This is a genomic window from Rhizobacter sp. P5_A1 (assembly GCF_056400745.1).
The window spans coordinates 14,848-34,426 of the sequence record NZ_JBFUKR010000021.1 but is presented as its reverse complement, the minus strand read 5'-3'; the positions used below and the strand labels follow the sequence as shown (position 1 = coordinate 34,426).

The 19,579-nt window shown below is 68.9% G+C and carries 23 protein-coding genes; 19 read left to right on the top strand and 4 right to left on the bottom strand.

Translation table 11 applies throughout. The features are described from left to right. Nucleotides 1-62 precede the first annotated feature (62 nt). The 5 genes from AC1DTW_RS20565 to AC1DTW_RS20545 all read left to right on the top strand — a co-directional run bounded on the left by AC1DTW_RS20565 (nt 63) and on the right by AC1DTW_RS20545 (nt 3,349). The gene (locus AC1DTW_RS20565; protein ID WP_477983242.1) at nt 63-479 is read left to right on the top strand and encodes a rhodanese-like domain-containing protein; all 417 of its coding nucleotides are present in this window, start codon (nt 63-65) and stop codon (nt 477-479) included. Between the two features lie 14 nt (nt 480-493). Continuing rightward, on the top strand, nt 494-760 hold the full coding sequence (gene grxC, locus AC1DTW_RS20560; RefSeq protein WP_477983291.1) for a glutaredoxin 3: 267 nt from the start codon (nt 494-496) through the stop codon (nt 758-760). 93 nt (nt 761-853) lie between these two features. Continuing rightward, nucleotides 854-1,333, top strand: a complete 480-nt coding sequence (gene secB / locus AC1DTW_RS20555) for a protein-export chaperone SecB (RefSeq protein WP_477983241.1) — start codon at nt 854-856, stop codon at nt 1,331-1,333. A gap of 20 nt (nt 1,334-1,353) precedes the next feature. Then, complete coding sequence (locus AC1DTW_RS20550) at nt 1,354-2,361, top strand: NAD(P)H-dependent glycerol-3-phosphate dehydrogenase (RefSeq protein WP_477983240.1); 1,008 nt, start codon at nt 1,354-1,356, stop codon at nt 2,359-2,361. A gap of 25 nt (nt 2,362-2,386) precedes the next feature. After that, nucleotides 2,387-3,349 carry a Bug family tripartite tricarboxylate transporter substrate binding protein gene (locus AC1DTW_RS20545; protein ID WP_477983290.1) on the top strand — a complete coding sequence of 321 codons (963 nt, stop codon included), beginning with the start codon at nt 2,387-2,389 and terminating at the stop codon, nt 3,347-3,349. 101 nt (nt 3,350-3,450) lie between these two features. Here AC1DTW_RS20545 and AC1DTW_RS20540 read toward each other — a convergent pair whose 3' ends face one another. Together AC1DTW_RS20540 and AC1DTW_RS20535 are read right to left on the bottom strand one after the other, a co-directional pair. Next, nucleotides 3,451-3,921: a tRNA (cytidine(34)-2'-O)-methyltransferase gene (locus AC1DTW_RS20540; protein ID WP_477983239.1), complete on the bottom strand. Its 471-nt coding sequence runs from the start codon at nt 3,919-3,921 to the stop codon at nt 3,451-3,453. Between the two features lie 25 nt (nt 3,922-3,946). Continuing rightward, the gene (locus AC1DTW_RS20535) at nt 3,947-4,669 is read right to left on the bottom strand and encodes a ComF family protein (protein ID WP_477983238.1); all 723 of its coding nucleotides are present in this window, start codon (nt 4,667-4,669) and stop codon (nt 3,947-3,949) included. Between the two features lie 20 nt (nt 4,670-4,689). On the opposite strand from AC1DTW_RS20535, the gene AC1DTW_RS20530 reads away from it, so the two are divergent. The 8 genes from AC1DTW_RS20530 to AC1DTW_RS20495 all read left to right on the top strand — a co-directional run bounded on the left by AC1DTW_RS20530 (nt 4,690) and on the right by AC1DTW_RS20495 (nt 11,153). After that, complete coding sequence (locus AC1DTW_RS20530; RefSeq protein WP_477983237.1) at nt 4,690-5,613, top strand: class I SAM-dependent methyltransferase; 924 nt, start codon at nt 4,690-4,692, stop codon at nt 5,611-5,613. A 143-nt stretch (nt 5,614-5,756) separates the two neighbouring features. Beyond that, entirely contained in the window at nt 5,757-6,314 is a 558-nt protein-coding gene (locus AC1DTW_RS20525; protein WP_477983236.1) for a DUF2244 domain-containing protein, read from the top strand. A 10-nt stretch (nt 6,315-6,324) separates the two neighbouring features. Then, a complete protein-coding gene (gene coxB / locus AC1DTW_RS20520) occupies nt 6,325-7,500 on the top strand; it encodes a cytochrome c oxidase subunit II (RefSeq protein WP_477983235.1) in 1,176 nt (391 codons plus the stop codon). Between the two features lie 82 nt (nt 7,501-7,582). Next, the gene (ctaD, locus tag AC1DTW_RS20515) at nt 7,583-9,208 is read left to right on the top strand and encodes a cytochrome c oxidase subunit I (RefSeq protein ID WP_477983234.1); all 1,626 of its coding nucleotides are present in this window, start codon (nt 7,583-7,585) and stop codon (nt 9,206-9,208) included. Nucleotides 9,209-9,219: 11 nt separating this feature from the next. Further along, entirely contained in the window at nt 9,220-9,330 is a 111-nt protein-coding gene (locus AC1DTW_RS20510) for a cytochrome oxidase small assembly protein (protein WP_477983233.1), read from the top strand. Nucleotides 9,331-9,352: 22 nt separating this feature from the next. Beyond that, complete coding sequence (locus tag AC1DTW_RS20505; RefSeq protein WP_477983232.1) at nt 9,353-10,000, top strand: cytochrome c oxidase assembly protein; 648 nt, start codon at nt 9,353-9,355, stop codon at nt 9,998-10,000. After that, complete coding sequence (locus AC1DTW_RS20500; protein WP_477983231.1) at nt 9,997-10,227, top strand: DUF2970 domain-containing protein; 231 nt, start codon at nt 9,997-9,999, stop codon at nt 10,225-10,227. Before AC1DTW_RS20505 ends, AC1DTW_RS20500 begins: the two co-directional genes overlap by 4 nt. Nucleotides 10,228-10,268: 41 nt before the next feature. Continuing rightward, nucleotides 10,269-11,153 (top strand): cytochrome c oxidase subunit 3, encoded by an 885-nt coding sequence (locus AC1DTW_RS20495; RefSeq protein WP_477983230.1) that lies wholly within the window; start codon nt 10,269-10,271, stop codon nt 11,151-11,153. 135 nt (nt 11,154-11,288) lie between these two features. On the opposite strand, the gene AC1DTW_RS20490 is transcribed toward AC1DTW_RS20495, so the two are convergent. Then, on the bottom strand, nt 11,289-11,510 hold the full coding sequence (locus AC1DTW_RS20490) for a twin transmembrane helix small protein (protein ID WP_477983229.1): 222 nt from the start codon (nt 11,508-11,510) through the stop codon (nt 11,289-11,291). A gap of 33 nt (nt 11,511-11,543) precedes the next feature. Between AC1DTW_RS20490 and AC1DTW_RS20485 the strand changes: the two genes are divergently transcribed. Genes AC1DTW_RS20485 through AC1DTW_RS20465 form a run of 5 tightly spaced genes read left to right on the top strand, consistent with a single transcriptional unit; the run spans nt 11,544 to nt 15,675 of the window. Then, complete coding sequence (locus tag AC1DTW_RS20485; protein WP_477983228.1) at nt 11,544-12,290, top strand: SURF1 family protein; 747 nt, start codon at nt 11,544-11,546, stop codon at nt 12,288-12,290. After that, complete coding sequence (locus tag AC1DTW_RS20480) at nt 12,277-12,954, top strand: SCO family protein (protein WP_477983227.1); 678 nt, start codon at nt 12,277-12,279, stop codon at nt 12,952-12,954. The genes AC1DTW_RS20485 and AC1DTW_RS20480 overlap by 14 nt, the downstream gene beginning before the upstream one ends. A gap of 16 nt (nt 12,955-12,970) precedes the next feature. Further along, a complete protein-coding gene (locus AC1DTW_RS20475; RefSeq protein WP_477983226.1) occupies nt 12,971-14,122 on the top strand; it encodes a COX15/CtaA family protein in 1,152 nt (383 codons plus the stop codon). A gap of 21 nt (nt 14,123-14,143) precedes the next feature. Beyond that, on the top strand, nt 14,144-15,064 hold the full coding sequence (cyoE, locus tag AC1DTW_RS20470) for a heme o synthase (RefSeq protein WP_477983225.1): 921 nt from the start codon (nt 14,144-14,146) through the stop codon (nt 15,062-15,064). Between the two features lie 17 nt (nt 15,065-15,081). Then, on the top strand, nt 15,082-15,675 hold the full coding sequence (locus AC1DTW_RS20465) for an SCO family protein (protein ID WP_477983224.1): 594 nt from the start codon (nt 15,082-15,084) through the stop codon (nt 15,673-15,675). Between the two features lie 63 nt (nt 15,676-15,738). Here AC1DTW_RS20465 and rpoH read toward each other — a convergent pair whose 3' ends face one another. Next, a complete protein-coding gene (gene rpoH / locus AC1DTW_RS20460) occupies nt 15,739-16,662 on the bottom strand; it encodes an RNA polymerase sigma factor RpoH (RefSeq protein ID WP_477983223.1) in 924 nt (307 codons plus the stop codon). Nucleotides 16,663-16,883: 221 nt separating this feature from the next. Here rpoH and mdeB point away from each other — a divergent pair, with 221 nt between their 5' ends. Next, nucleotides 16,884-19,559, top strand: a complete 2,676-nt coding sequence (mdeB, locus tag AC1DTW_RS20455) for an alpha-ketoglutarate dehydrogenase (RefSeq protein WP_477983222.1) — start codon at nt 16,884-16,886, stop codon at nt 19,557-19,559. Nucleotides 19,560-19,579 lie beyond the last annotated feature (20 nt).

Here is a 19,579-nt window from a genome sequence, read left to right as displayed (position 1 = left end):
GGGCCGGCGACGAGCGAGCGAATTCTATAATCGCACTCCTTCCCAAACCCATTGGCCCGCCCGTGAAGTTCTTCATCGACAACTGGTTCCTGTTTCTCGCGGCCGCCGTTTCCGGCGGGCTGCTGCTGTGGCCGATGCTCGACAAGAGCGCGGGTGGCGCAGGCAAGCTGTCGACGAACGATGCCGTGCAGCTGATCAACCGCGAGAAGGCCGTGCTGATCGACGTGAGCGAGCCGGCCGAGTACGCGGCCGGCCATGTCGCCGGCGCGAAGAGCGTGCCGCTGAGCCAGATCGAAACCTCGAACCTGCTGCCGAAGAACAAGGCCTTGCCGCTGGTCGTCGTCTGCGCGACTGGCGCACGCGCCGCGAAGGGCGTTGCGGCATTGAAGAAGCTCGGCTTCGAGAACGCGCGGGCGCTGGCCGGCGGCCTCGAGGCCTGGCGTGCGGCGAACCTGCCGGTCGAGAAGTCCGCGGCATGAGCGGCGCAGTGACCATGCCGGTCGTCAGGATGTACTCCACGCAGGTCTGCCCGTACTGCCAGCACGCGAAGGCCTTGCTGAAGCAGCGCGGCGTCGAGACGATCGAAGACGTCCGCATCGACCTCGACCCGGCGCAGCGCGCCACGATGATGGCGCTGACCGGTCGGCGCACCGTGCCGCAAATCTTCATCGGCGACACCCACGTCGGCGGCTGCGACGACCTGGTCGCGCTCGACCGACGCGGTGCTCTGGCGCCGCTGCTCGCCGGCGCGAATTCCTGAGCCAGACCCTGCAGCGCGCGCGGCGATAATCGCCGCCGCACATCGCTCGCCGCGGGCGCGGCCGAGCCCACCACTCCACAACCCGAGACTCTCATGGCTGACGACAACAACCCGGTGTTCCAGATCCAGCGCATCTACCTGAAGGATCTGTCGCTCGAGCAACCGAACTCGCCGCAGATCCTGCTCGAGCAAGGTCAGCCGCAGGTCGAGATCAACCTCGGCCTGGGCGCCGCGCCGATCGGCGAAGGCATCTACGAAGTGACCGTCACCGCGACCGTCACGACCAAGGTCAACGACAAGGTGCTGTTCCTGGTCGAGGCCAAGCAGGGCGGCATCTTCGAGATTCGCAACATTCCCGAAGACCAGCTGCAGCCGATCATCGGCATCGCGTGCCCGGGCATCATCTACCCGTACCTGCGCGCGATCGTGTCGGACGTCTGCACGCGCGCCGGCTTCCCGCCGGTGCTGCTGTCGGAAGTGAACTTCCAGGCGATGTTCGAGGCGCAGCAGGCGCAGGCCGCCGCGCAACCGAACGGCCCGAACGGCTCGGGCATCATCACCAGCGCCAACTGATCCGGCGCTGCGCCAGCTCGATGAACCTGACGGTCCTCGGTGCCGGCGCCTGGGGCACCGCGCTGGCGTCGAGCGCCGCGGCGCGCCAGCCGACGCGGCTGTGGGCGCGCGACGCAGCGCAGGCCGCGCGGATGCGCGCGTCGCGCAGCAACGCGCGCTATCTCGCGGGCGTCGCGCTGCCCGATGCGCTGCAGATCGATGCCGACTTCGATGCCGCGCTCGCGCACGCCCGCGACGGGCTCGTGATCATCGCGACGCCGATGGCGGCGCTCGACGAGATGCTGCGCCGCATCGGCACGCGCGCGACCGGCGTGCTGTGGCTGTGCAAGGGCTTCGAGCAGCGCAGTGGCCGGCTCGGCCATGAACTGGCGGGCGCGGCCGGTGCCGGCGCACGCGTCGGCGTGTTGTCGGGCCCGAGTTTCGCGATCGAGGTCGCGCGCGGCCAGCCGACCGCGCTGGTCGCGGCCAGCGCCGACGCCGCGCTGTGCGAGGAAGCGGTCGACGCGCTGCACAGCGAGAGCCTGCGCATCTACACCTCGGACGATCCGATCGGCGTCGAAGTCGGCGGCGCAGTCAAGAACGTGCTCGCGATCGCCACCGGCATCGCCGACGGCATGCCTGCGCGCGACGGCGGCACTGCGGGCCTCGGTCTGAATGCGCGCGCGGCGCTGATCACGCGCGGCCTGGCCGAAATGACCCGCCTGGGCGTCGCGCTCGGCGCGCGGGCCGAAACCTTCATGGGCCTGTCGGGGCTGGGCGACCTGGTACTGACCGCCACCGGCGACCTGTCGCGCAACCGCAGCGTCGGGCGGCTGCTCGCGCAGGGCCTGCCGCTGCCGCGCATCCTCGCCGAACTCGGCCATGTCGCCGAAGGCGTCTCGACCGCGCCGATGGTGCTGCAGCGCGCTTCGGCGCTCGGCGTCGAGATGCCGATCGTGCAGGCCGTCGTCGATGTGCTCGACGGCCGATCGACCCCCGAACGCGCCCTCGAACAACTGATGGGCCGCGGCGCGCGGCCCGAGACCTGAACGCTCCGGAGACGAGATGCCCTCGATGCCACGCCGCGGTTTCCTGCAGGCCACGCTCGCCGCGGCCGCTGCGCCGGCCTTTGCGCAGGCCTGGCCGAGCCGCCCGATCAAGCTGATCGTTCCGTTCCCGCCCGGCAGCTCGCCGGACTTCATCGCGCGCCTGGTCGCCGAGCCGCTCGGCCGTGCGCTGGGTCAGCCCATCGTCGTCGACAACAAGCCGGGCGCCGGCGGCAACATCGGTACCGGCATGGTTGCCCATGCCGAGCCGGACGGCTACACGTTCCTGTTCACGATCCAGGGTCCGCTCGTCACCGCGCCGGTTCTGAGCAAGGGGCTCGGCTACGACCCGGCGCGCGACCTGGCGCCGGTCACGCTGGTCGCCACCTCGCCGAACGTGCTGGTCGTCGACCCGAAGCTCGGCGCGAACACGCTGGCCGACTTCGTGCGCATCGCGAAGGAGAAGCGCGGCCAGCTGAACTACGGCAGCGTCGGCATCGGCAGCGCGTCGCACCTGGCGATGGAACTGTTCAAGACGCGCGCCGGCATCGACCTGGTGCACGTGCCGTACCAGGGCTTTCCGCAGATCGTCAGCGCGATTCTCGCCGGCGAAGTGCAGGCCGGCTTCATGGTGCCTGGCATCGCGATCGGCCAGATTCGCGCCGGCAAGCTGAAGGCGCTCGGCGTCACGACGCTGGGCCGCGCGGGGTCGCTGCCGGCCTATCCGAGCTTCGTCGAGCAAGGCTATGCCGACTTCGAGGCGATCTCGTGGCAGGCCGTGCTGGCACCGGCCGGCACGCCGAAGCCGATCATCGAGCGCATGGCCGGTGAGCTGATTCGCATCATCAAGAGCGACGAGGTGCGCGGCAAGATGCTGAGCCAGTACTTCAGCGCCGCCGGCACCGCGCCGGAGGCGCTGACCGGGCTGATGAAGACCGAGCGTGAGCGCTGGGCCAGGGTCATCAAGGCCGCCGGCGTCAACCCCGAGTAGCTGGGTGATGGGGCACCCGGTGGCGGGTACGCCACCACCCGCCGGGCGGGTGGCTCGGTCGCTTGGGAGCGGCCCGGCGCTGGCCGAGCCGGGCTGGCACACTAGGCGCCGCCGGCGTAGCCGTTCTGCCGCCATGCCTCGAACACCGCGACCGCGACCGCGTTGCTGAGGTTCAGGCTGCGCTGACCCGCGCGCAGCGGCAGGCGCACACGCTGCGCCGCATCGAAGCCCGCGTTCAGCGCGGCGGGCAGACCGGCGGTCTCGGAGCCGAACACGAGCCAGTCGCCGGCTTGCCAGGCGACGTCCGCGAACGGTCGGCTGGCGCGTGTCGTGAACGCGAACAGGCGCGACGGGTCGGGCCGCAGCGCGTCGACGAACGCGGACCATGATGCGTGCGTGCGCACTGGCGCGTACTCGTGATAGTCGAGGCCGGCGCGCTTGAGCTGCCGGTCGTCCATCGAAAAGCCGAGCGGCTCGATCAGGTGCAGCGCGCAGCCGGTGTTGGCCGCGAGCCGGATCACGTTGCCGGTGTTCGGCGGAATCTCCGGGTGCACGAGGACGATGTTGAACATGGATCGCGATTGTCGCCGCGCGCCGTCAGGCGCCATCGTGGCGCGGCGTGCGCGCGACGACCCACACGTCGACCTCTCCGGCGCCGGCCTGCAGCAGCGTCCGCGCCGCTTCGGCGAGCGTCGCGCCGGTGGTCATCACATCGTCGACGAGCGTGACGCGGCGGCCGCGCAGCTCGGCGCGCCGCCTCGGTTCGATCGCGAATGCGGCGCGCACGTTGCCGGCGCGCTGCTCAGGCGGGAACGCGAGCTGGTGCGGCGTGTCCTTCACGCGCAGCAGCAGTGTCGCGTCGATCGTTGCAGCGGGCAGCGCGGCGCCGAGCCGCTTCGTCAGCTCCCAGGCCTGGTTGTAGCCGCGCTCGCGCAGACGCTCTGCGCTGAGGGGGATCGGCAGCAGCAGCGTCGGCGCGGCGGATTTGCTCGCGCGCAGCGCATGCAGCATCCGCTCGGCCAGCGCGGGTGCGAGATCGAGCGCGGCGTGGAACTTGAAATGCGTGATCAGGCCATCCCACGGGTGGTCGTAGTCGACCGCTGTCAGCGCATGCGCATAAGGTGGCGGGTCGGTCAGGCACGCACCGCAGGTCTCGATGCCGGCCGCCACGCCCAGCGCGCAGCGCCGGCAGCGCGTCGCCGTGTCGGCGAAGCGGCCGATGCAGTCGCCGCAGACCCGCTGCGTGCCCCAACCGCGGCAGACCGCGCACTGGCTGGGCAGCCTGGCGCGCGCGGCCTCGAGGAGTCGGTTGAATGGCACGGCTCAATATACTGGCCCGCATGGCCATCGCACCGGACCCGACCAACGCCCGCCGCCTCGACCCGGTCGCGGTGCGCGCGGCGCTGCGGCGTCTCGCGCGCGCGCCGCAGCCGCCGTGGCTGCACGGCGAGGTCGCGCGGCGCATGGCCGAGAAGCTGGCGTTGATCCTGTTGCAGCCCGAACGCGTGATCGACTGGTGGAGCGCTCTCGGCGCCGGTGCCGCGCTGCTCGAACAGGCGTATCCGAAAGCCCGGCAGCTGCGCGTCGAGCCCGACCGTGCCTGGGCCGAGCGCAGCCGTGCGCTGTCGCAGCGCCCGTGGTGGACGGCGGCGCGCTGGACCGGCGGCGAAGCCGGCGTCGCGCTCGACTCGGATGACATCGAGTCGGGCGCCGGTCTGGTCTGGGCCAACATGATGCTGCATGCGGTCGTCGACCCGGTCGCGCTGATCGAACGCTGGCACGGCCTGCTGCGCGTCGACGGCTTCGTGATGTTCTCGTGCCTCGGCCCGGGCAGCCTGCGCGAACTGCGCACGCTCTACGCGCGCCTCGGATGGCCCGCGCCGACACCGGGCTTCGTCGACATGCACGACCTCGGCGACATGCTCGTGCAAGCCGGCTTCGCCGACCCGGTGATGGACCAGGAGACGCTCACGCTGCGCTGGCCGACCGCGAAGGCGCTCCTCGCCGAGTTGCGCGCACTCGGCGGCAACGCGGCGCCCGATCGCGTTGCGGGCCTGCGCACGCCGCGCTGGCGCGAGCGGCTCGAGCGCGAGCTCGACATGCTTGCCGCGCCCGACGGCTCGATCGGCCTGAGCTTCGAGGTCGCCTACGGCCACGCCTTCAAGGCGGCGCCGCGGCTGCGCGCGGGCGAGGCGACCAAGGTGCCGCTGGCCGACATGCGCGAGATGCTGCGTTCCAGCCACGGCCGAGCCGGGCCTCGCTAGACCGTGCGCTAAACTCTCGCGGTTGGGCTCGGCCTGTTCAGGCCAGAGCTTCGATCGGCAAGCCCATCGGCATCAATCGGCAAGAGCAAGGCAGCAAGACGCGCGCAATGTCAGCAAGCATTTCTCACCCCTGCGTCGCCCCCATGGCGAAAACCGGCTCGTTGCGCTTCGGCGTCGAGTCGGCGGCCGGTGAGCACACGCTGCAGTGGCTGCTGAAGCGCAACTGCTCGATGACGCCGCGCCAGATGATGGGTTTCTACGCCTCGCTGTGCGGTGTGTCGCTGCTGATCGGGGGCATCTTCTGGGCGCAGGGCGCGATGCTGGTGATGCCGTTCGCGTGGCTCGAGATGGTGTCGGTCGGCGCGGCCCTGCTCGTCTACGCACGCCACGCGACCGACAGCGAGCGCATCAAGCTGCAGCCGGGGCGCCTGACGGTCGAGCATGTGTCCGGCCGGCATGTCGAGCATGCCGAGTTCGCACCCGCCTGGGTTCGCGTCGAACCCGAGCACGGCGACCGCTCGTTGATCGAGCTCTCGGGTCAGGGCCAGCACATTGCCGTCGGCCGTTTCGTGCGCCCCGAGCTGCGCGGCCAGCTGGCCGAAGAATTGCGCTGGGCGCTGCGCCGCTGGCAATGGGCCTCGCCCGGCGCCCGCACGGGCACGGCACCCGACCCGGAATCACAAGACAAATCCGAAAACTGAAGTGGCAACCATGAAGACGATGAAAGCACTGTGGCACAGGGCTGGCCGAGTTGGCGTGACGCTCGGTGCGCTGGCGGCGACCCAGCTGGCCCTGGCCGTGGGCAACCTGCCTGGCGGGCCGGCGGTCAACCAGCTCGACCTGCACCCACCGGTCACCGAGATCGCGGCCGATCAGCGCTGGCTGCACTACTTCATGCTCTGGATCTGCACGCTGATCTTCGTCGGCGTGTTCGGCGTGATGTTCTATTCGATCTTCAAGCACCGCAAGTCGAAGGGCGCGAAGTCGGCGAACTTCCACGAGAGCACCACGGTCGAGATCATCTGGACCATCGTGCCGTTCATCATCGTGATCGGCATGGCGCTGCCGGCGACCAAGGTCGTCGTCGCGATGAAGGACACCAGCGCCGCCGACCTGACCATCAAGGCCACCGGCATCCAGTGGAAGTGGGGCTACGACTACCTGAAGGGCGAAGGCGAGGGCATCGGCTTTGTCTCGACGCTCGATGTCGCGCAGCGCGAAGCCTCCGACTCGGGCAAGCCGGCCGACGCCGACGACTACCTGCTGAAGGTCGACAACCCGCTGGTCGTGCCGGTCAGCAAGAAGATCCGCATCATCACGACCGCGAGCGACGTGATCCATGCATTCATGGTGCCCTCGTTCGGCATCAAGCAGGACGCGATCCCTGGCTTCGTGCGCGACACGTGGTTTCGCGCCGAGAAGGTCGGCGACTACTATGGCCAGTGCGCCGAGCTCTGCGGCAAGGAGCACGCCTACATGCCGATCCACGTGAAGGTGCTGTCGGCGGCCGACTACACGACCTGGGTCGACGGCAAGAAGAAGGAAATGGCCGCACTTGCCGATGACCCGGCGAAGGTCTGGGCGCTGCCCGACATCCTCGCGCGCGGCGAGAAGGTCTACGCTGCCAACTGCGCGGCCTGCCACCAGGCCAACGGCAAGGGCGGCGGCCCGATCAAGCCGCTCGACGGCGCGGCCGTCGTGCTCGACGCCGACAAGACCAAGCAGATCCACGTCGTGCTGAACGGCCAGAACAACGGCGCGATGCCGTCCTGGAAGCAGCTCAGCGACACCGAGATCGCCGCGGTGATCAGCTACACGAAGAACAACTGGTCGAACAAGACCGGGCAGATCGTGCAGCCGGCCGAAGTGGCCGCTGCGCGCAAGTAGCCGCAGCGAACAGCGCGGTGCAGCCGATGCCGGCCGCCGCGACAGCGAACCAGAAACAGTCGTACAGGAAACAGGAATTGCCATGAGCGCAGTCATCGACCACCCCGGCCACGGCCACGCACACGACGAGCACGAGCACGGCGCGCCGCACGGCTGGCGCCGCTGGCTGTACGCGACGAACCACAAGGACATCGGCACGATGTACCTGCTGTTCTCGTTCACGATGCTGATGGTTGGCGGCGTGCTCGCGCTGCTGATCCGCGCCGAGCTGTTCCAGCCCGGGCTGCAGTTCGTGAACCCGCAGATGTTCAACCAGTTCACGACGATGCACGGGCTGATCATGGTGTTCGGCGCGATCATGCCGGCCTTCGTCGGCTTCGCGAACTGGATGGTCCCGCTGCAGATCGGCGCGGCCGACATGGCGTTCGCGCGCATGAACAACTTCAGCTTCTGGCTGCTGATCCCGGCCGCGATCATGCTGGTCGGCTCGTTCTTCATGCCCGGCGGCGCACCCGCCGCCGGCTGGACGCTGTACGCGCCGCTGACGCTGCAGATGGGCCCGTCGATGGACGCGGGCATCTTCGCGATGCACATCATGGGCGCGAGCTCGATCATGGGCTCGATCAACATCATCGTCACGGTGCTGAACATGCGCGCACCGGGCATGACCTTGATGAAGATGCCGCTCTTCTGCTGGACCTGGCTGATCACCGCCTACCTGCTGATCGCGGTGATGCCGGTGCTCGCCGGCGCGATCACGATGACCTTGACCGACCGCCACTTCGGCACCCACTTCTTCAACCCTGCCGGCGGCGGCGACCCGGTGATGTACCAGCACATCTTCTGGTTCTTCGGCCACCCCGAGGTCTACATCATGATCTTGCCGGCCTTCGGCATCGTCAGCGCGATCATTCCGGCGTTCGCGCGCAAGCGCCTGTTCGGCTACACCTCGATGGTGTATGCGACCTCGTCGATCGCGATCCTGTCGTTCATGGTGTGGGCGCACCACATGTTCACGACCGGCATGCCGGTCACGGGCCAGCTGTTCTTCATGTACGCGACGATGCTGATCGCGGTGCCCACCGGCGTGAAGATCTTCAACTGGACCGCGACGATGTGGCGCGGCTCGATGACCTTCGAGACGCCGATGCTGTTCGCGGTCGGGTTCCTGTTCGTGTTCACGATGGGCGGATTCACCGGCCTGATCCTGGCGATGGCGCCGATCGACATCCAGCTGCAGGACACCTACTACGTCGTCGCGCACTTCCACTACGTGCTGGTGGCGGGTTCGCTGTTCGCGCTCTTCGCCGGCGTCTACTACTGGGGCCCGAAGTGGACCGGCGTGATGTACAGCGAAGGGCGCGGCAAGCTGCACTTCTGGTGGTCGCTGATCTCGTTCAACGTCACGTTCTTCCCGATGCACTTCCTCGGCCTTGCCGGCATGCCGCGCCGCTATGCCGACTACCCGATGCAATTCGCCGACTTCAACATGCTCGCATCGGTCGGGGCCTTCTTCTTCGGTTTCGCGCAGGTCTACTTCTTCCTGTTCATCGTCGTGCCGATGATGCGCGGGAAGGGCCAGCCGGCACCGCAGCAGCCGTGGGAAGGCGCCGAGGGCCTCGAGTGGGAAGTGCCGTCGCCGGCACCGTTCCACACCTTCGAGAACCCGCCGAAGCTGAACGCCTCGGCGACCAAGATCCTGGCCTGACGGAGCCTGCGATGACGCCCGAGCAAAAGAAGAGCAACCAGCGCCTGGGGCTGATCCTGGGTGCGATCGCGGTCGCGATCTTCGTCGGCTTCATCGCGAAGAGCGCACTGATCGGGATGTGAGCTCGAGCCGCTCTCCCAGTCCATGTCCGACGCTCCCAAGCCCCAGCCCGAACGCGACGCCGCACTGCGCCGCGACAACCGGCGCATGCTCGGCAAGCTCGTCGTCGTGGCGGCCGTGATGGCCGGCTTCGGTTATGCGCTGGTGCCGATCTACAACACGATCTGCTCGGCGCTCGGCGTCAATGTGCTGTCGCTGGCCGAGATCGACGTGCAAGGCGGCAAGCGCGCCGACGTCGCGAAGAACACGCAGGTCGACACGAGCCGCACGATCACGATCGAGTTCGATGCGAACTCGCGTGGCCCCTGGGAGTTCGCGCCCGAGAAGCGCTCGGTCGAGGTGCATCCGGGCGAGCTGACGACCGTGATGTACAGCTTCCGCAACGTGCAGAACCGGACCATGGCCGCGCAGGCGATCCCGAGCTATGCGCCGATGCAGGCGATGCCGTACTTCAACAAGATCGAGTGCTTCTGCTTCAACCAGTACACGCTGAAGCCGGGCGAAGCGAAGCAGTGGCCGGTCGTGTTCGTGATCGACCCCAAGCTCTCGAAAGACGTCAAGACGATCACGCTGTCGTACACCTTCTTCGAGGTCGGCGGCACGGTGCCGCCGGAGCCGGCCGGCCGCGCCGCCGCGGCGACGCTGACCGCGCCGAAGGACGCGCGATCATGAGCGGCGGCCTGCGCGAAGCGGTCAGGCGCAAGGGTTCGTTCATGCAGACGATGAAGGCGGTCGCGTGGTCGTTCTTCGGCGTGCGCAAGGGCCGCGACCTCGAGAAGGACGCGACCCAGCTGAACCCGGTGCACCTGGTCATCGCCGGCGTGGTCGGCGCGCTGCTGTTCATCCTCGTGCTGCTGTTGCTGGTGAACTGGGTGTTGGCCAGCGGCGCGGCCAAATAGCTTCAAGCAAGATTCGAAATACCGAGATTCCAGGAGAAAACATGTCGGCAGCGACTACTCACGGCAAGGCGCCTTACTACTTCGTCCCCGCACCCTCGCACTTCCCGGTGCAGGCGGCGTTCGGCCTGTTGCTGGTCATCTTCGGCGCGGGCCAGTGGGTCAACGGGCACGACTGGGCCGCCTGGGTGCTGCTGGCCGGTTTCGCGATCTGGGCCTTCGTGCTGCAGGGCTGGTTCCGCACCGCCATCGGCGAGAGCGAGGGCGGCCTGTACAGCGACCGGATCGATGTCTCGTTCCGCTGGAGCATGAGCTGGTTCATCTTCTCCGAGGTGATGTTCTTCGGCGCGTTCTTCGGCGCGCTGTTCTGGACCCGCCTGCACGCGCTGCCGAGCCTGGGCAGCCTCGAGAACGCGGTGCTCTGGCCCGACTTCCGCGCGATCTGGCCGAGCTCGGGCGTCGGCAGCACCGGTTCGCCGGCCAACATCGTGGACCCGTTCACGACGATGGGCCCGTGGCCGATCCCGACGATCAACACGCTGCTGCTGCTGAGCTCGGGCGTGACGCTGACGATCGCGCACCACGCGCTGGTGGCGAACCTCCGCATGCGCTGCATCGCGTTCATGTGGATCACGGTGCTGCTGGGCATCACCTTCCTGGGCTTCCAGATCTTCGAGTACCACCACGCGTACACCGAGCTGAACCTGAAACTCTCGTCGGGTGCCTACGGCTCGACCTTCTTCATGCTGACCGGCTTCCACGGCTTCCACGTGTTCGTCGGCATGCTGATGCTGCTGTTCATCACGATTCGCTTGATGAAGGGCCATTTCACGCCGCAGCGTCACTTCGGCTTCGAGGGGGCCGCGTGGTACTGGCACTTTGTCGACGTGGTCTGGCTCGGCCTCTACATCGTCGTGTACTGGTTGTAGTGAGCCCCTCGGCCGACGGGTACGTCGGCCGATCCCCCGAGGGGATGCGGGCCGGCTTGGGGCGGCCCGGCGCTCGGCCCGCAGCGCGCGTCACGCAACAAACGCCGCTGAACGCGGCGTTTGCTTTTGGGTCGATCACCTGCCGAGCGGGATGCCCGTCGGCTCGATCCAGCCGGCCCACCAGCTGAAGACGATGCACGCGAACAAGAGCACCGACAAGCCGACTCGCACCGCCAGCGCACGCATCATGTTGCCGGTCTTCGGCTTGCCGTCGCGGCCATCGCGCATCATGAACACGCCGGCCAGCGCGAGCGCGCCGAGGATGCCGGCGAAGGCGAATCCGATCAGGTATTTCATGCGGCTCGATTATCCGCCGCGGGGTTTCCTGCGATGGCGCTGAGCAAGAACGCGCGCGCCGCACTCGTGCTGGCCGCGGCGCTGGCCGGCGTGATCGTCACCGCGAACCTCGGCGCCTGGCAACTGCGTCGCGCGGCGCAGAAGATCGCGTTGCAGGACGCGCTCGAATCGCGCGCGCGGCTGAGCACGCTGACCGCATCCGACCTGGCACGCACGGCCGAGCAGGCCGAGCCGCAGCACTACCGCCCGGTGCACCTGCGCGGGCGCTGGCTGCCCGAGCGCAACGTGTTCCTCGAGAACCGCCAGATGGCAGGGCGCGTCGGCTTCTACCTCGTCACGCCGCTGCGGCTCGAGGAGCGCGACGATGTCGTGCTGGTGCAGCGCGGCTGGGTGCCGCGCGACCTGCGCGAGCGCACGCTGCTGCCGACGATCGCGACACCGCCCGGCATCGTCGACGTCGACGGCCACATCGCCCCGCCGCCGGCGCGGCTGTACGAGTTCGCGCCGTCGACGACGGGCGTGATCCGGCAGAATCTCGACCTCGGCGAGTTCAGGCTCGAGACCGGTCTGCTGCTCGCGCCCCTGTCGGTGCAGCAGGCCGATTCGGCAAGCGCCGCTGGCGACGGCCTGCTGCGCCAATGGCCGCGCCCCGCGGTCGATGTTCAAAAGCACTATGGCTACGCGTTCCAGTGGTTCGCGCTCGGTGCGCTGATGGCAGGTTTGTATGTCTGGTTCCAACTCGTCCGTCCCCGGCTCCAGCGCAGCGATGCCCGGCCCTGACTCGCCGCTGGGCCTCACGGTGCATTCGATGCCGGCGCCGGCGCTCGATGGCGATGCCGCGCGCCGCACGAAAAGTGGCCGGCTGAAGATGCTGCTCGTGCTCGCGGTTTGCGCGGCGCCGGTGATCGCGTCGTACCTGACCTACTTCGTGATCCGTCCCGAGGGCCGCACCAACTACAGCGAGCTGATCCAGCCGCTGCGGCCGATCCCTGCCGAGCTACCGCTGACCGACCTGCACGGCACCGCGGTGCGCGCCGAGACGCTGAAGGGCCAGTGGCTGCTCGTCGTCGTCTCGGCCGCGGCCTGCGACGCCGCCTGCGAGAAGCACCTGTGGGTGCAGCGCCAGCTGCGCGAGACGCTCGGCCGCGAGAAAGACCGCATCGACAAGGTCTGGCTGATCGACGATGCCGGCATGCCGCGGCCGCAGACCTTGCAGGGCGTCACGACGAACACCGAGGCGACGGTGCTGCGTGCACCGGCCGCCGCCATTGCACAGTGGCTGCAGCCGGCCGCCGGCCAGGCGCTCGAAGACCACCTCTACATCGTCGACCCGCTGGGCAACTGGATGATGCGGGTGCCGCCGAATCCGGAGCCGGCGAAGCTCAAGCGCGATGTCGAGAAGCTGCTGCGTGCGTCGGCCGGGTGGGATCGGGCAGGGCGTTGACCTTTTGAATGCGGCGATGAACCCCGCGCCCTACGATCTGGCGCCGCTGCTCGCGATCCTCGCGCTCGGCGCGCTGCTCGCGCTGCTGCCGTTCGCGTGGGTCTGGCGGCGCGACCGCACGAAGGGCCCGGCGGCGCGGCTGCAGGCGCTGACCGTGCTGACCCTGTTCCTGACCTTCGATCTGGTGCTGTTCGGCGCGTTCACGCGCCTGACCGATTCGGGCCTCGGCTGCCCCGATTGGCCGGGCTGCTACGCCAGCGCGAGCCCGCTCGGTGCGGGCGCGCAGATCGGCGCGGCGCAGACGGCACTGCCGAGCGGGCCTGTCACGCACCCGAAGGCCTGGATCGAGATGATCCACCGCTACCTCGCGACCGGCGTCGGTGCGCTGATTGCGCTGCTCGCGCTGCTCAGCTGGCTCGCCGCGCGCCGCCGCCATCTGCCGATCTCCCCGTGGTGGGCGACCGCGACCTTGGTCTGGGTCTGCGTGCAGGGCGCGTTCGGCGCGTTGACAGTGACGATGAAGCTGTACCCGCTGATCGTCACCGCGCACCTGCTCGGCGGGCTGGCGCTGCTGGCGCTGCTCGCGGTGCAGAAGGAGCACTACCGGCGCACGCCGCTGGCACTGCCGCCGCGCCTGTACGGCGCGGCCATCGTGCTCGCGGCGCTCAGCGTGCTGCAGATCGCGCTGGGCGGCTGGGTCAGCACCAACTACGCGGTGCTCGCCTGCCGCGACTTCCCGACCTGCCAGGGCGCCTGGTGGCCGACGATGGACTTCGAGCACGGCTTCGCGCTGCTGCGCGAGCTCGGCGCCGGCAAGGACGGCGGCTTCCTGCCGTTCGCCGCGCTGACCGCGATCCACTATATGCATCGGCTCGGCGCCTATGTCGTGTTGCTTGGGATGGCGCTGTTCGCCTGGCAGCTGCACGCGAGCGGAGCGCCGGCACTGCGCCGCTGGGCGCAGGGCGTCGCCGCGATCGCGCTGTGGCAGCTTGCGACGGGCCTCAGCAACGTCGTGCTCGGCTGGCCGCTGCTCGGCGCGGTGGCCCACACTGCGGGTGCGGCGGCGTGGGTCACGCTGCTCGCGATGCTGCTGACGCGGGCGCGCCGCACCGCGCCGGCACAGGCGCATCAGGGTCTGCCGAATCGGCCGATGCGGGCGGCTCCGTAAAATGCGCAGTCCGCACCGCCCATGACCGATACCGTCGCCCCCTCCACCGCCGCCGTCGGCAGCAGTTCGCTGCCGTCGCGCGCGCGCCAGTTCTATGCGCTGACCAAGCCGCGCGTCGTGCAGCTGATCGTGTTCTGCGCGGTGATCGGCATGCTGATGGCCGTGCCCGGCGTGCCGGACCCCAAGGTTGCCCTGGCCGCGACCGCCGGCATCTGGTTGGTCGCCGCCGCCGCGGCTGCTTTCAACTGCGTCGTCGAGCAGCGCATCGACGCCCGCATGGCGCGCACCGCGTGGCGGCCGACCGCGCGCGGCCAGCTCAGCAACGTCCAGACCCTGAGCTTCTCGGCGCTGCTGTGTGCGGCCGGCAGTGCGCTGCTGTACTTCATCGTGAACCCGCTGACGATGTGGCTGACCTTCGCGACCTTCGTCGGCTACGCGGTGATCTACACCGTGCTGCTGAAACCGATGACGCCGCAGAACATCGTGATCGGCGGTGCCTCGGGCGCGATGCCCCCGGTGCTGGGCTGGGCCGCGATCCGCGGCGATGTCGGCGCCGAGGCGCTGATCATGTGCCTGATCATCTTTCTCTGGACGCCGCCGCACTTCTGGGCCCTCGCGCTGTACCGCGCCGAGGATTACCGCAAGTCGGGCCTGCCGATGCTGCCGGTCACGCACGGGGCCGAGTTCACGCGGCTGCATGTGTTCCTGTACACGCTGGTGCTGTTCGCCGGCAGCTTGCTGCCGTTCATCCAGGGCATGAGCGGCGCGGTCTACCTCGTCGCGGCGGTGCTGCTGAACGCCGGCTTCGTCGGCTACGGGTGGAAGCTGTGGCGCTCATACTCCGACGCGCTCGCGCGCAGGACCTTCCGCTATTCGATCGTCTACCTGTCGCTGCTGTTCGCCGCGCTGCTGATCGATCACTACCTGAGGCCGATGCTGTGACCCGCTCACGCCGATCGATGTTGTTCACCACCGCCGCGCTGTGCGTGGCACTCGCCGGCTGCGACAAGCTCGGGCTGGGCGCGAAGGCCGAGCCGCCGTTCCGCGGCGCCGACATCACCGGCGCCGACTACGGCCGCGCGCTCGCGCTGCCCGACGTGAACGGCCAGCCGCGCACGCTCGGCGACTTCAAGGGCAAGGTCACGGTCGTGTTCTTCGGCTACACGCAGTGCCCCGATGTCTGCCCGACGACGATGGCCGAGCTCGCGCTGGTCAAGAAGGCGCTGGGGGCCGACGCCGACAAGCTGCAGGCGGTCTTCATCACGATCGACCCCGAGCGCGACACACCCGAGATCCTCAAGTCGTACATAGCCAGCTTCGACCCGAGCTTCGTCGCGCTGCGCGGCACGCTCGAGCAGACGCAGACGACCGCGAAGGAGTTCAAGGTCTATTTCGCCAAGGTGCCGGGCAAGACCGAGGGCAGCTACACGATGGACCATTCGGCCGGCACCTACGTCTTCGATGCGAAAGGCAACGTGAGGCTGTTCGAGCGCTACGGCGCCGGTGCCGAAGGGCTGACGGCCGACATCAAGGCGCTGCTCGCACGCGGCTGAAGCCGTCGCCGCGAGCGCCCAGCAAAACGGCCCCGAAGGGCCGTTTCTTGTCCGCAGAGACCTTTACACGCTTTCTGCCAGCGCCTTGCGCATCTTCTTCATCGCGGCGACCTCGATCTGGCGGATCCGCTCGGCGCTGACGCCGTACTCGGCCGCCAAGTCGTGCAGGGTCATGCCGCCCGAGCTGTCGTCGTTGACCTTCAGCCAGCGCTCTTCGACGATGCGCCGGCTGCGCGCGTCGAGCGCATCGAGCGCCATCGCGATGCCGTCGCCGGCGAGCCAGTCGCGGTTGCGTGCCTCCAGCACGCGCGTCGGCTCGCTCGCCTCGTCGGCCAGGTAGGCGATCGGCGCAAAGCTCTCTTCGCTGTCGTCGGTCTGCGGTTCGAGCGCGACATCGCCGCCGGACAGGCGCGTCTCCATTTCGAGCACCTCTTCGCGCTTGACGTTCAAGGTGCGCGCGAGCGTGTCGACCTCGCGTTGCGTCAGCGTGCTGCGGTGCGTGTCGATGTCGAGCGCGTCGCCCTTCAGGCTTTGCTTCATCGAGCGCAGGTTGAAGAACAGCTTGCGCTGCGCCTTGGTCGTCGCGACCTTGACCATGCGCCAGTTCTTCAGGATGTACTCGTGAATCTCGGCCTTGATCCAGTGCATCGCGTAGCTGACCAGGCGCACGCCCTGGTCGGGGTCGAAACGTTTCACGGCCTTCATCAGGCCGACATTGCCTTCCTGGATCAGGTCGCCGTGCGGCAGTCCGTAGCCGAGGTACTTGCGCGAGATCGAGACGACCAGGCGCAGGTGCGACAGCACGAGCTTTCCGGCGGCTTCGAGGTCGCCGGTGGCACGCAGGCGGGTCGCGTACGCGACCTCTTCCTCGTGCGTCAAAAGCGGCACGCGGTTCGCGGCGGTGATGTAGGCGTCGAGATTGCCCAGGGACGGCACCAGCGCCCAGGGGTCGCGCAGGGTCAGAGCAGCAGCAGGGGTTGTGTTCATGGAGAAATCAGACACTCCGAACTCCTTTCAAGTTCCGCGCATATTAGCACTCGATGTCCGGGAGTGCTGATTGCGATCTCCTATCGCCGGGATTGCCTGACTCCGCGCAAAACATCAAGATTCGTAAAGCCTTGCTAGTGAGCGAGCGCTGACAAATGTGGGCTCGATACGGCGCGTGGGCGACGTGCCCGACGGAGCCGGCGTGCGGCTAAAGTGCCTGCATGAACGCCCTCCCCGAAGCGCCCGATGCGCACCGGCAGACCGACCCGGCCGCCGACCCCGATCCGGCCGAAAGCGCCGAATGGCGCGATGCGTTCAGTGCGCTGCTCGCCGCGCACGGACCGCAGCGCGCGCGCCAGATCCTCGACGAGCTGGCGCAGCTCGCGCGCCAGCAGCGCATCGGCTGGGCGCCCGAGCTCTCGACGCCCTATGTCAACACGGTCGCGGTCGACGCGCAGCCAGCGTTTCCGGGCGACCTCGCGCTCGAGGAGCGGCTGGCGTCGCTGATGCGCTGGAACGCGCTCGCGATGGTGGTGCGCGCGAACCATTCGTACGGCGAGCTCGGCGGCCACATCGCCAGCTACGCGAGCGCCGCCGATCTGTTCGAGGCCGGCTTCAACCACTTCTTCCACGCGCGCAGCGCGGCGCATGGCGGCGACCTGGTCTTCTTCCAGCCGCACAGCGCGCCCGGCGTCTATGCGCGAGCGTTTCTCGAAGGCCGGCTCGGCGAGGACGACCTGGCGCACTACCGCCAGGAGCTCAGCGCTTCGGCCGCGCACGGCGGCCGCGGGGCGCGTGGCCTGAGCAGCTACCCGCATCCGTACCTGATGCCCGACTTCTGGCAGTTCCCGACCGGCTCCATGGGCATCGGCCCGATCAGCTCGATCTACCACGCGCGTTTTATGCGCTACCTGACGCACCGCCGCCTGCTCGACTGCGCCGAACGGAAAGTCTGGGGCGTGTTCGGCGACGGCGAGATGGACGAGCCCGAATCGATGAGCGCGCTGACGCTGGCCGCACGCGAGAAGCTCGACAACCTCGTCTGGGTCGTCAACTGCAACCTGCAGCGCCTGGACGGCCCGGTGCGCGGCAACGGCCGCATCATCGACGAGCTCGAGAAGCTCTTCGCCGGCGCCGGCTGGAACGTCATCAAGCTGGTCTGGGGCAGCGACTGGGATGGCCTGTTCGCGCGCGACACCGGTGGCGCGCTCGCGCGCGCTTTCGCGAACACCGTCGACGGCCAGATGCAGACCTTCGCCGCGAAGGACGGCCGCTACAACCGCGACAACTTCTTCGGCCAGAACGAAGCCTTGCAGCGCCTCGCGCAAGGCATGACCGACGAGCAGATCGACCGGCTCAAGCGCGGCGGCCATGATCTCGTGAAGATCCACGCCTCCTACGCCGCGGCCGCCGCGCACCGCGGCCGGCCGAGCGTGATCCTGGCCCACACGAAGAAGGGCTACGGCATGGGCAGCGCCGGCCAGGGACGCATGACGACGCATTCGCAGAAAAAGTTCGAGAGCGTCGACCTGATCGAATTTCGCAACCGCTTCAACCTGCCGCTGACGGACGAACAGGCGACCTCGCTCGCGTTCTACCGCCCCGCCGACGACAGCGCCGAGATGCGCTACCTCAAGGCGCGCCGCGCCGCGCTCGGCGGCTCGCTGCCATGCCGCGAGACGGCCTGCGCGCCGGTCGCGGTGCCGGCGCTCGGCGCCTACGCCGACTTCGCCGTCAACGCCGCGGGCAAGGAGATGAGCACGACGATGGCCTTCGTGCGCCTGCTCGCCAACCTGCTGAAAGACGCGACGCTCGGCCCGCGCGTCGTGCCGATCGTCGCCGACGAGGCGCGCACCTTCGGGATGGCGAACCTGTTCAAGCAGGTCGGCATCTATTCGAGCGTCGGCCAGCGCTACGCGCCGGAAGACATCGGCTCGGTGCTCAGCTACCGCGAGGCGACCGACGGCCAGATCCTCGAGGAAGGCATCAGCGAGGCCGGCGCGATCGCGAGCTGGACGGCCGCGGCGACGAGCTACAGCGTGCACGGCCTGGCGATGCTGCCGTTCTACATCTACTACTCGATGTTCGGCTTCCAGCGCGTCGGCGACCAGATCTGGGCCGCCGCCGACCAGCGCGCCCGCGGCTTCCTGCTGGGGGCAACCTCGGGTCGCACGACGCTCGGCGGCGAAGGGTTGCAGCACCAGGACGGCACGAGCCACCTGGTCGCCGCGACGATCCCGAACTGCAAGGCCTACGACCCGGCGTTCGCCGGCGAGATGGCGGTGATCGTCGATGCCGGCATCCGCGCGATGCTGGTCGAGCAGCAGGACGTCTTCTACTACGTCACGCTGATGAACGAGAACTACGCGCAGCCGAGCCTGCCGGCCGAGCACCACGCCGACGTGCTGCGCGGCTGCTATCGCTACGACGGATGGAAGGGCGAAAGCGGCGCGCCGCCGAGCGGGCCGGCGCTGACGCTGCTCGGCTCCGGCGCGATCCTGATCGAGGTCGCGCGCGCCGCGCGGCAGCTCGCCGGCGAAGGCTTCGCGGTCGAGGTCTTCAGCGTCACGAGCTGGAGCGAGCTCGCGCGCGACGGCCGCGCCTGGCAGGCAGCCGCGCTGCGCGACGATGCGACGCTGGTCGGCGAGGCCGCCGCGCTGCCGTTCATCGCGCAGCAACTCGCGCGCAGCGCCGGCCCGATCATCGCGACGACCGACTACGTGTGCGCGCTGCCTGAAAGCGTGCGCGCGTTCCTGCCCGCGGGCCGCCGCTACCTGACGCTCGGCACCGACGGCTTCGGCCGCAGCGACACGCGAGCGCAACTGCGCGCGTTCTTCGGCGTCGATGCGGCCGCGATCGTGCGCGCCGCGAAGGCCCTGACGAGCGCTCGGCACTGACGCCGCCCGCGTGGCGTGGT

Bases quoted from the DNA above. Each gene is read 5' to 3' on its own strand.
- grxC (WP_477983291.1), top strand. From the start codon at position 494: ATGCCGGTCGTCAGGATGTACTCCACGCAGGTCTGCCCGTACTGCCAG.
- secB (WP_477983241.1), top strand. From the start codon at position 854: ATGGCTGACGACAACAACCCGGTGTTCCAGATCCAGCGCATCTACCTG.
- AC1DTW_RS20550 (WP_477983240.1), top strand. From the start codon at position 1,354: ATGAACCTGACGGTCCTCGGTGCCGGCGCCTGGGGCACCGCGCTGGCG.
- AC1DTW_RS20545 (WP_477983290.1), top strand. From the start codon at position 2,387: ATGCCACGCCGCGGTTTCCTGCAGGCCACGCTCGCCGCGGCCGCTGCG.
- AC1DTW_RS20540 (WP_477983239.1), bottom strand. From the start codon at position 3,921: ATGTTCAACATCGTCCTCGTGCACCCGGAGATTCCGCCGAACACCGGC.
- AC1DTW_RS20530 (WP_477983237.1), top strand. From the start codon at position 4,690: ATGGCCATCGCACCGGACCCGACCAACGCCCGCCGCCTCGACCCGGTC.
- AC1DTW_RS20525 (WP_477983236.1), top strand. From the start codon at position 5,757: ATGGCGAAAACCGGCTCGTTGCGCTTCGGCGTCGAGTCGGCGGCCGGT.
- coxB (WP_477983235.1), top strand. From the start codon at position 6,325: ATGAAGACGATGAAAGCACTGTGGCACAGGGCTGGCCGAGTTGGCGTG.
- ctaD (WP_477983234.1), top strand. From the start codon at position 7,583: ATGAGCGCAGTCATCGACCACCCCGGCCACGGCCACGCACACGACGAG.
- AC1DTW_RS20510 (WP_477983233.1), top strand. From the start codon at position 9,220: ATGACGCCCGAGCAAAAGAAGAGCAACCAGCGCCTGGGGCTGATCCTG.
- AC1DTW_RS20505 (WP_477983232.1), top strand. From the start codon at position 9,353: ATGTCCGACGCTCCCAAGCCCCAGCCCGAACGCGACGCCGCACTGCGC.
- AC1DTW_RS20500 (WP_477983231.1), top strand. From the start codon at position 9,997: ATGAGCGGCGGCCTGCGCGAAGCGGTCAGGCGCAAGGGTTCGTTCATG.
- AC1DTW_RS20495 (WP_477983230.1), top strand. From the start codon at position 10,269: ATGTCGGCAGCGACTACTCACGGCAAGGCGCCTTACTACTTCGTCCCC.
- AC1DTW_RS20490 (WP_477983229.1), bottom strand. From the start codon at position 11,510: ATGAAATACCTGATCGGATTCGCCTTCGCCGGCATCCTCGGCGCGCTC.
- AC1DTW_RS20485 (WP_477983228.1), top strand. From the start codon at position 11,544: ATGGCGCTGAGCAAGAACGCGCGCGCCGCACTCGTGCTGGCCGCGGCG.
- AC1DTW_RS20480 (WP_477983227.1), top strand. From the start codon at position 12,277: ATGCCCGGCCCTGACTCGCCGCTGGGCCTCACGGTGCATTCGATGCCG.
- AC1DTW_RS20475 (WP_477983226.1), top strand. From the start codon at position 12,971: ATGAACCCCGCGCCCTACGATCTGGCGCCGCTGCTCGCGATCCTCGCG.
- cyoE (WP_477983225.1), top strand. From the start codon at position 14,144: ATGACCGATACCGTCGCCCCCTCCACCGCCGCCGTCGGCAGCAGTTCG.
- AC1DTW_RS20465 (WP_477983224.1), top strand. From the start codon at position 15,082: ATGTTGTTCACCACCGCCGCGCTGTGCGTGGCACTCGCCGGCTGCGAC.
- rpoH (WP_477983223.1), bottom strand. From the start codon at position 16,662: ATGAACACAACCCCTGCTGCTGCTCTGACCCTGCGCGACCCCTGGGCG.
- mdeB (WP_477983222.1), top strand. From the start codon at position 16,884: ATGAACGCCCTCCCCGAAGCGCCCGATGCGCACCGGCAGACCGACCCG.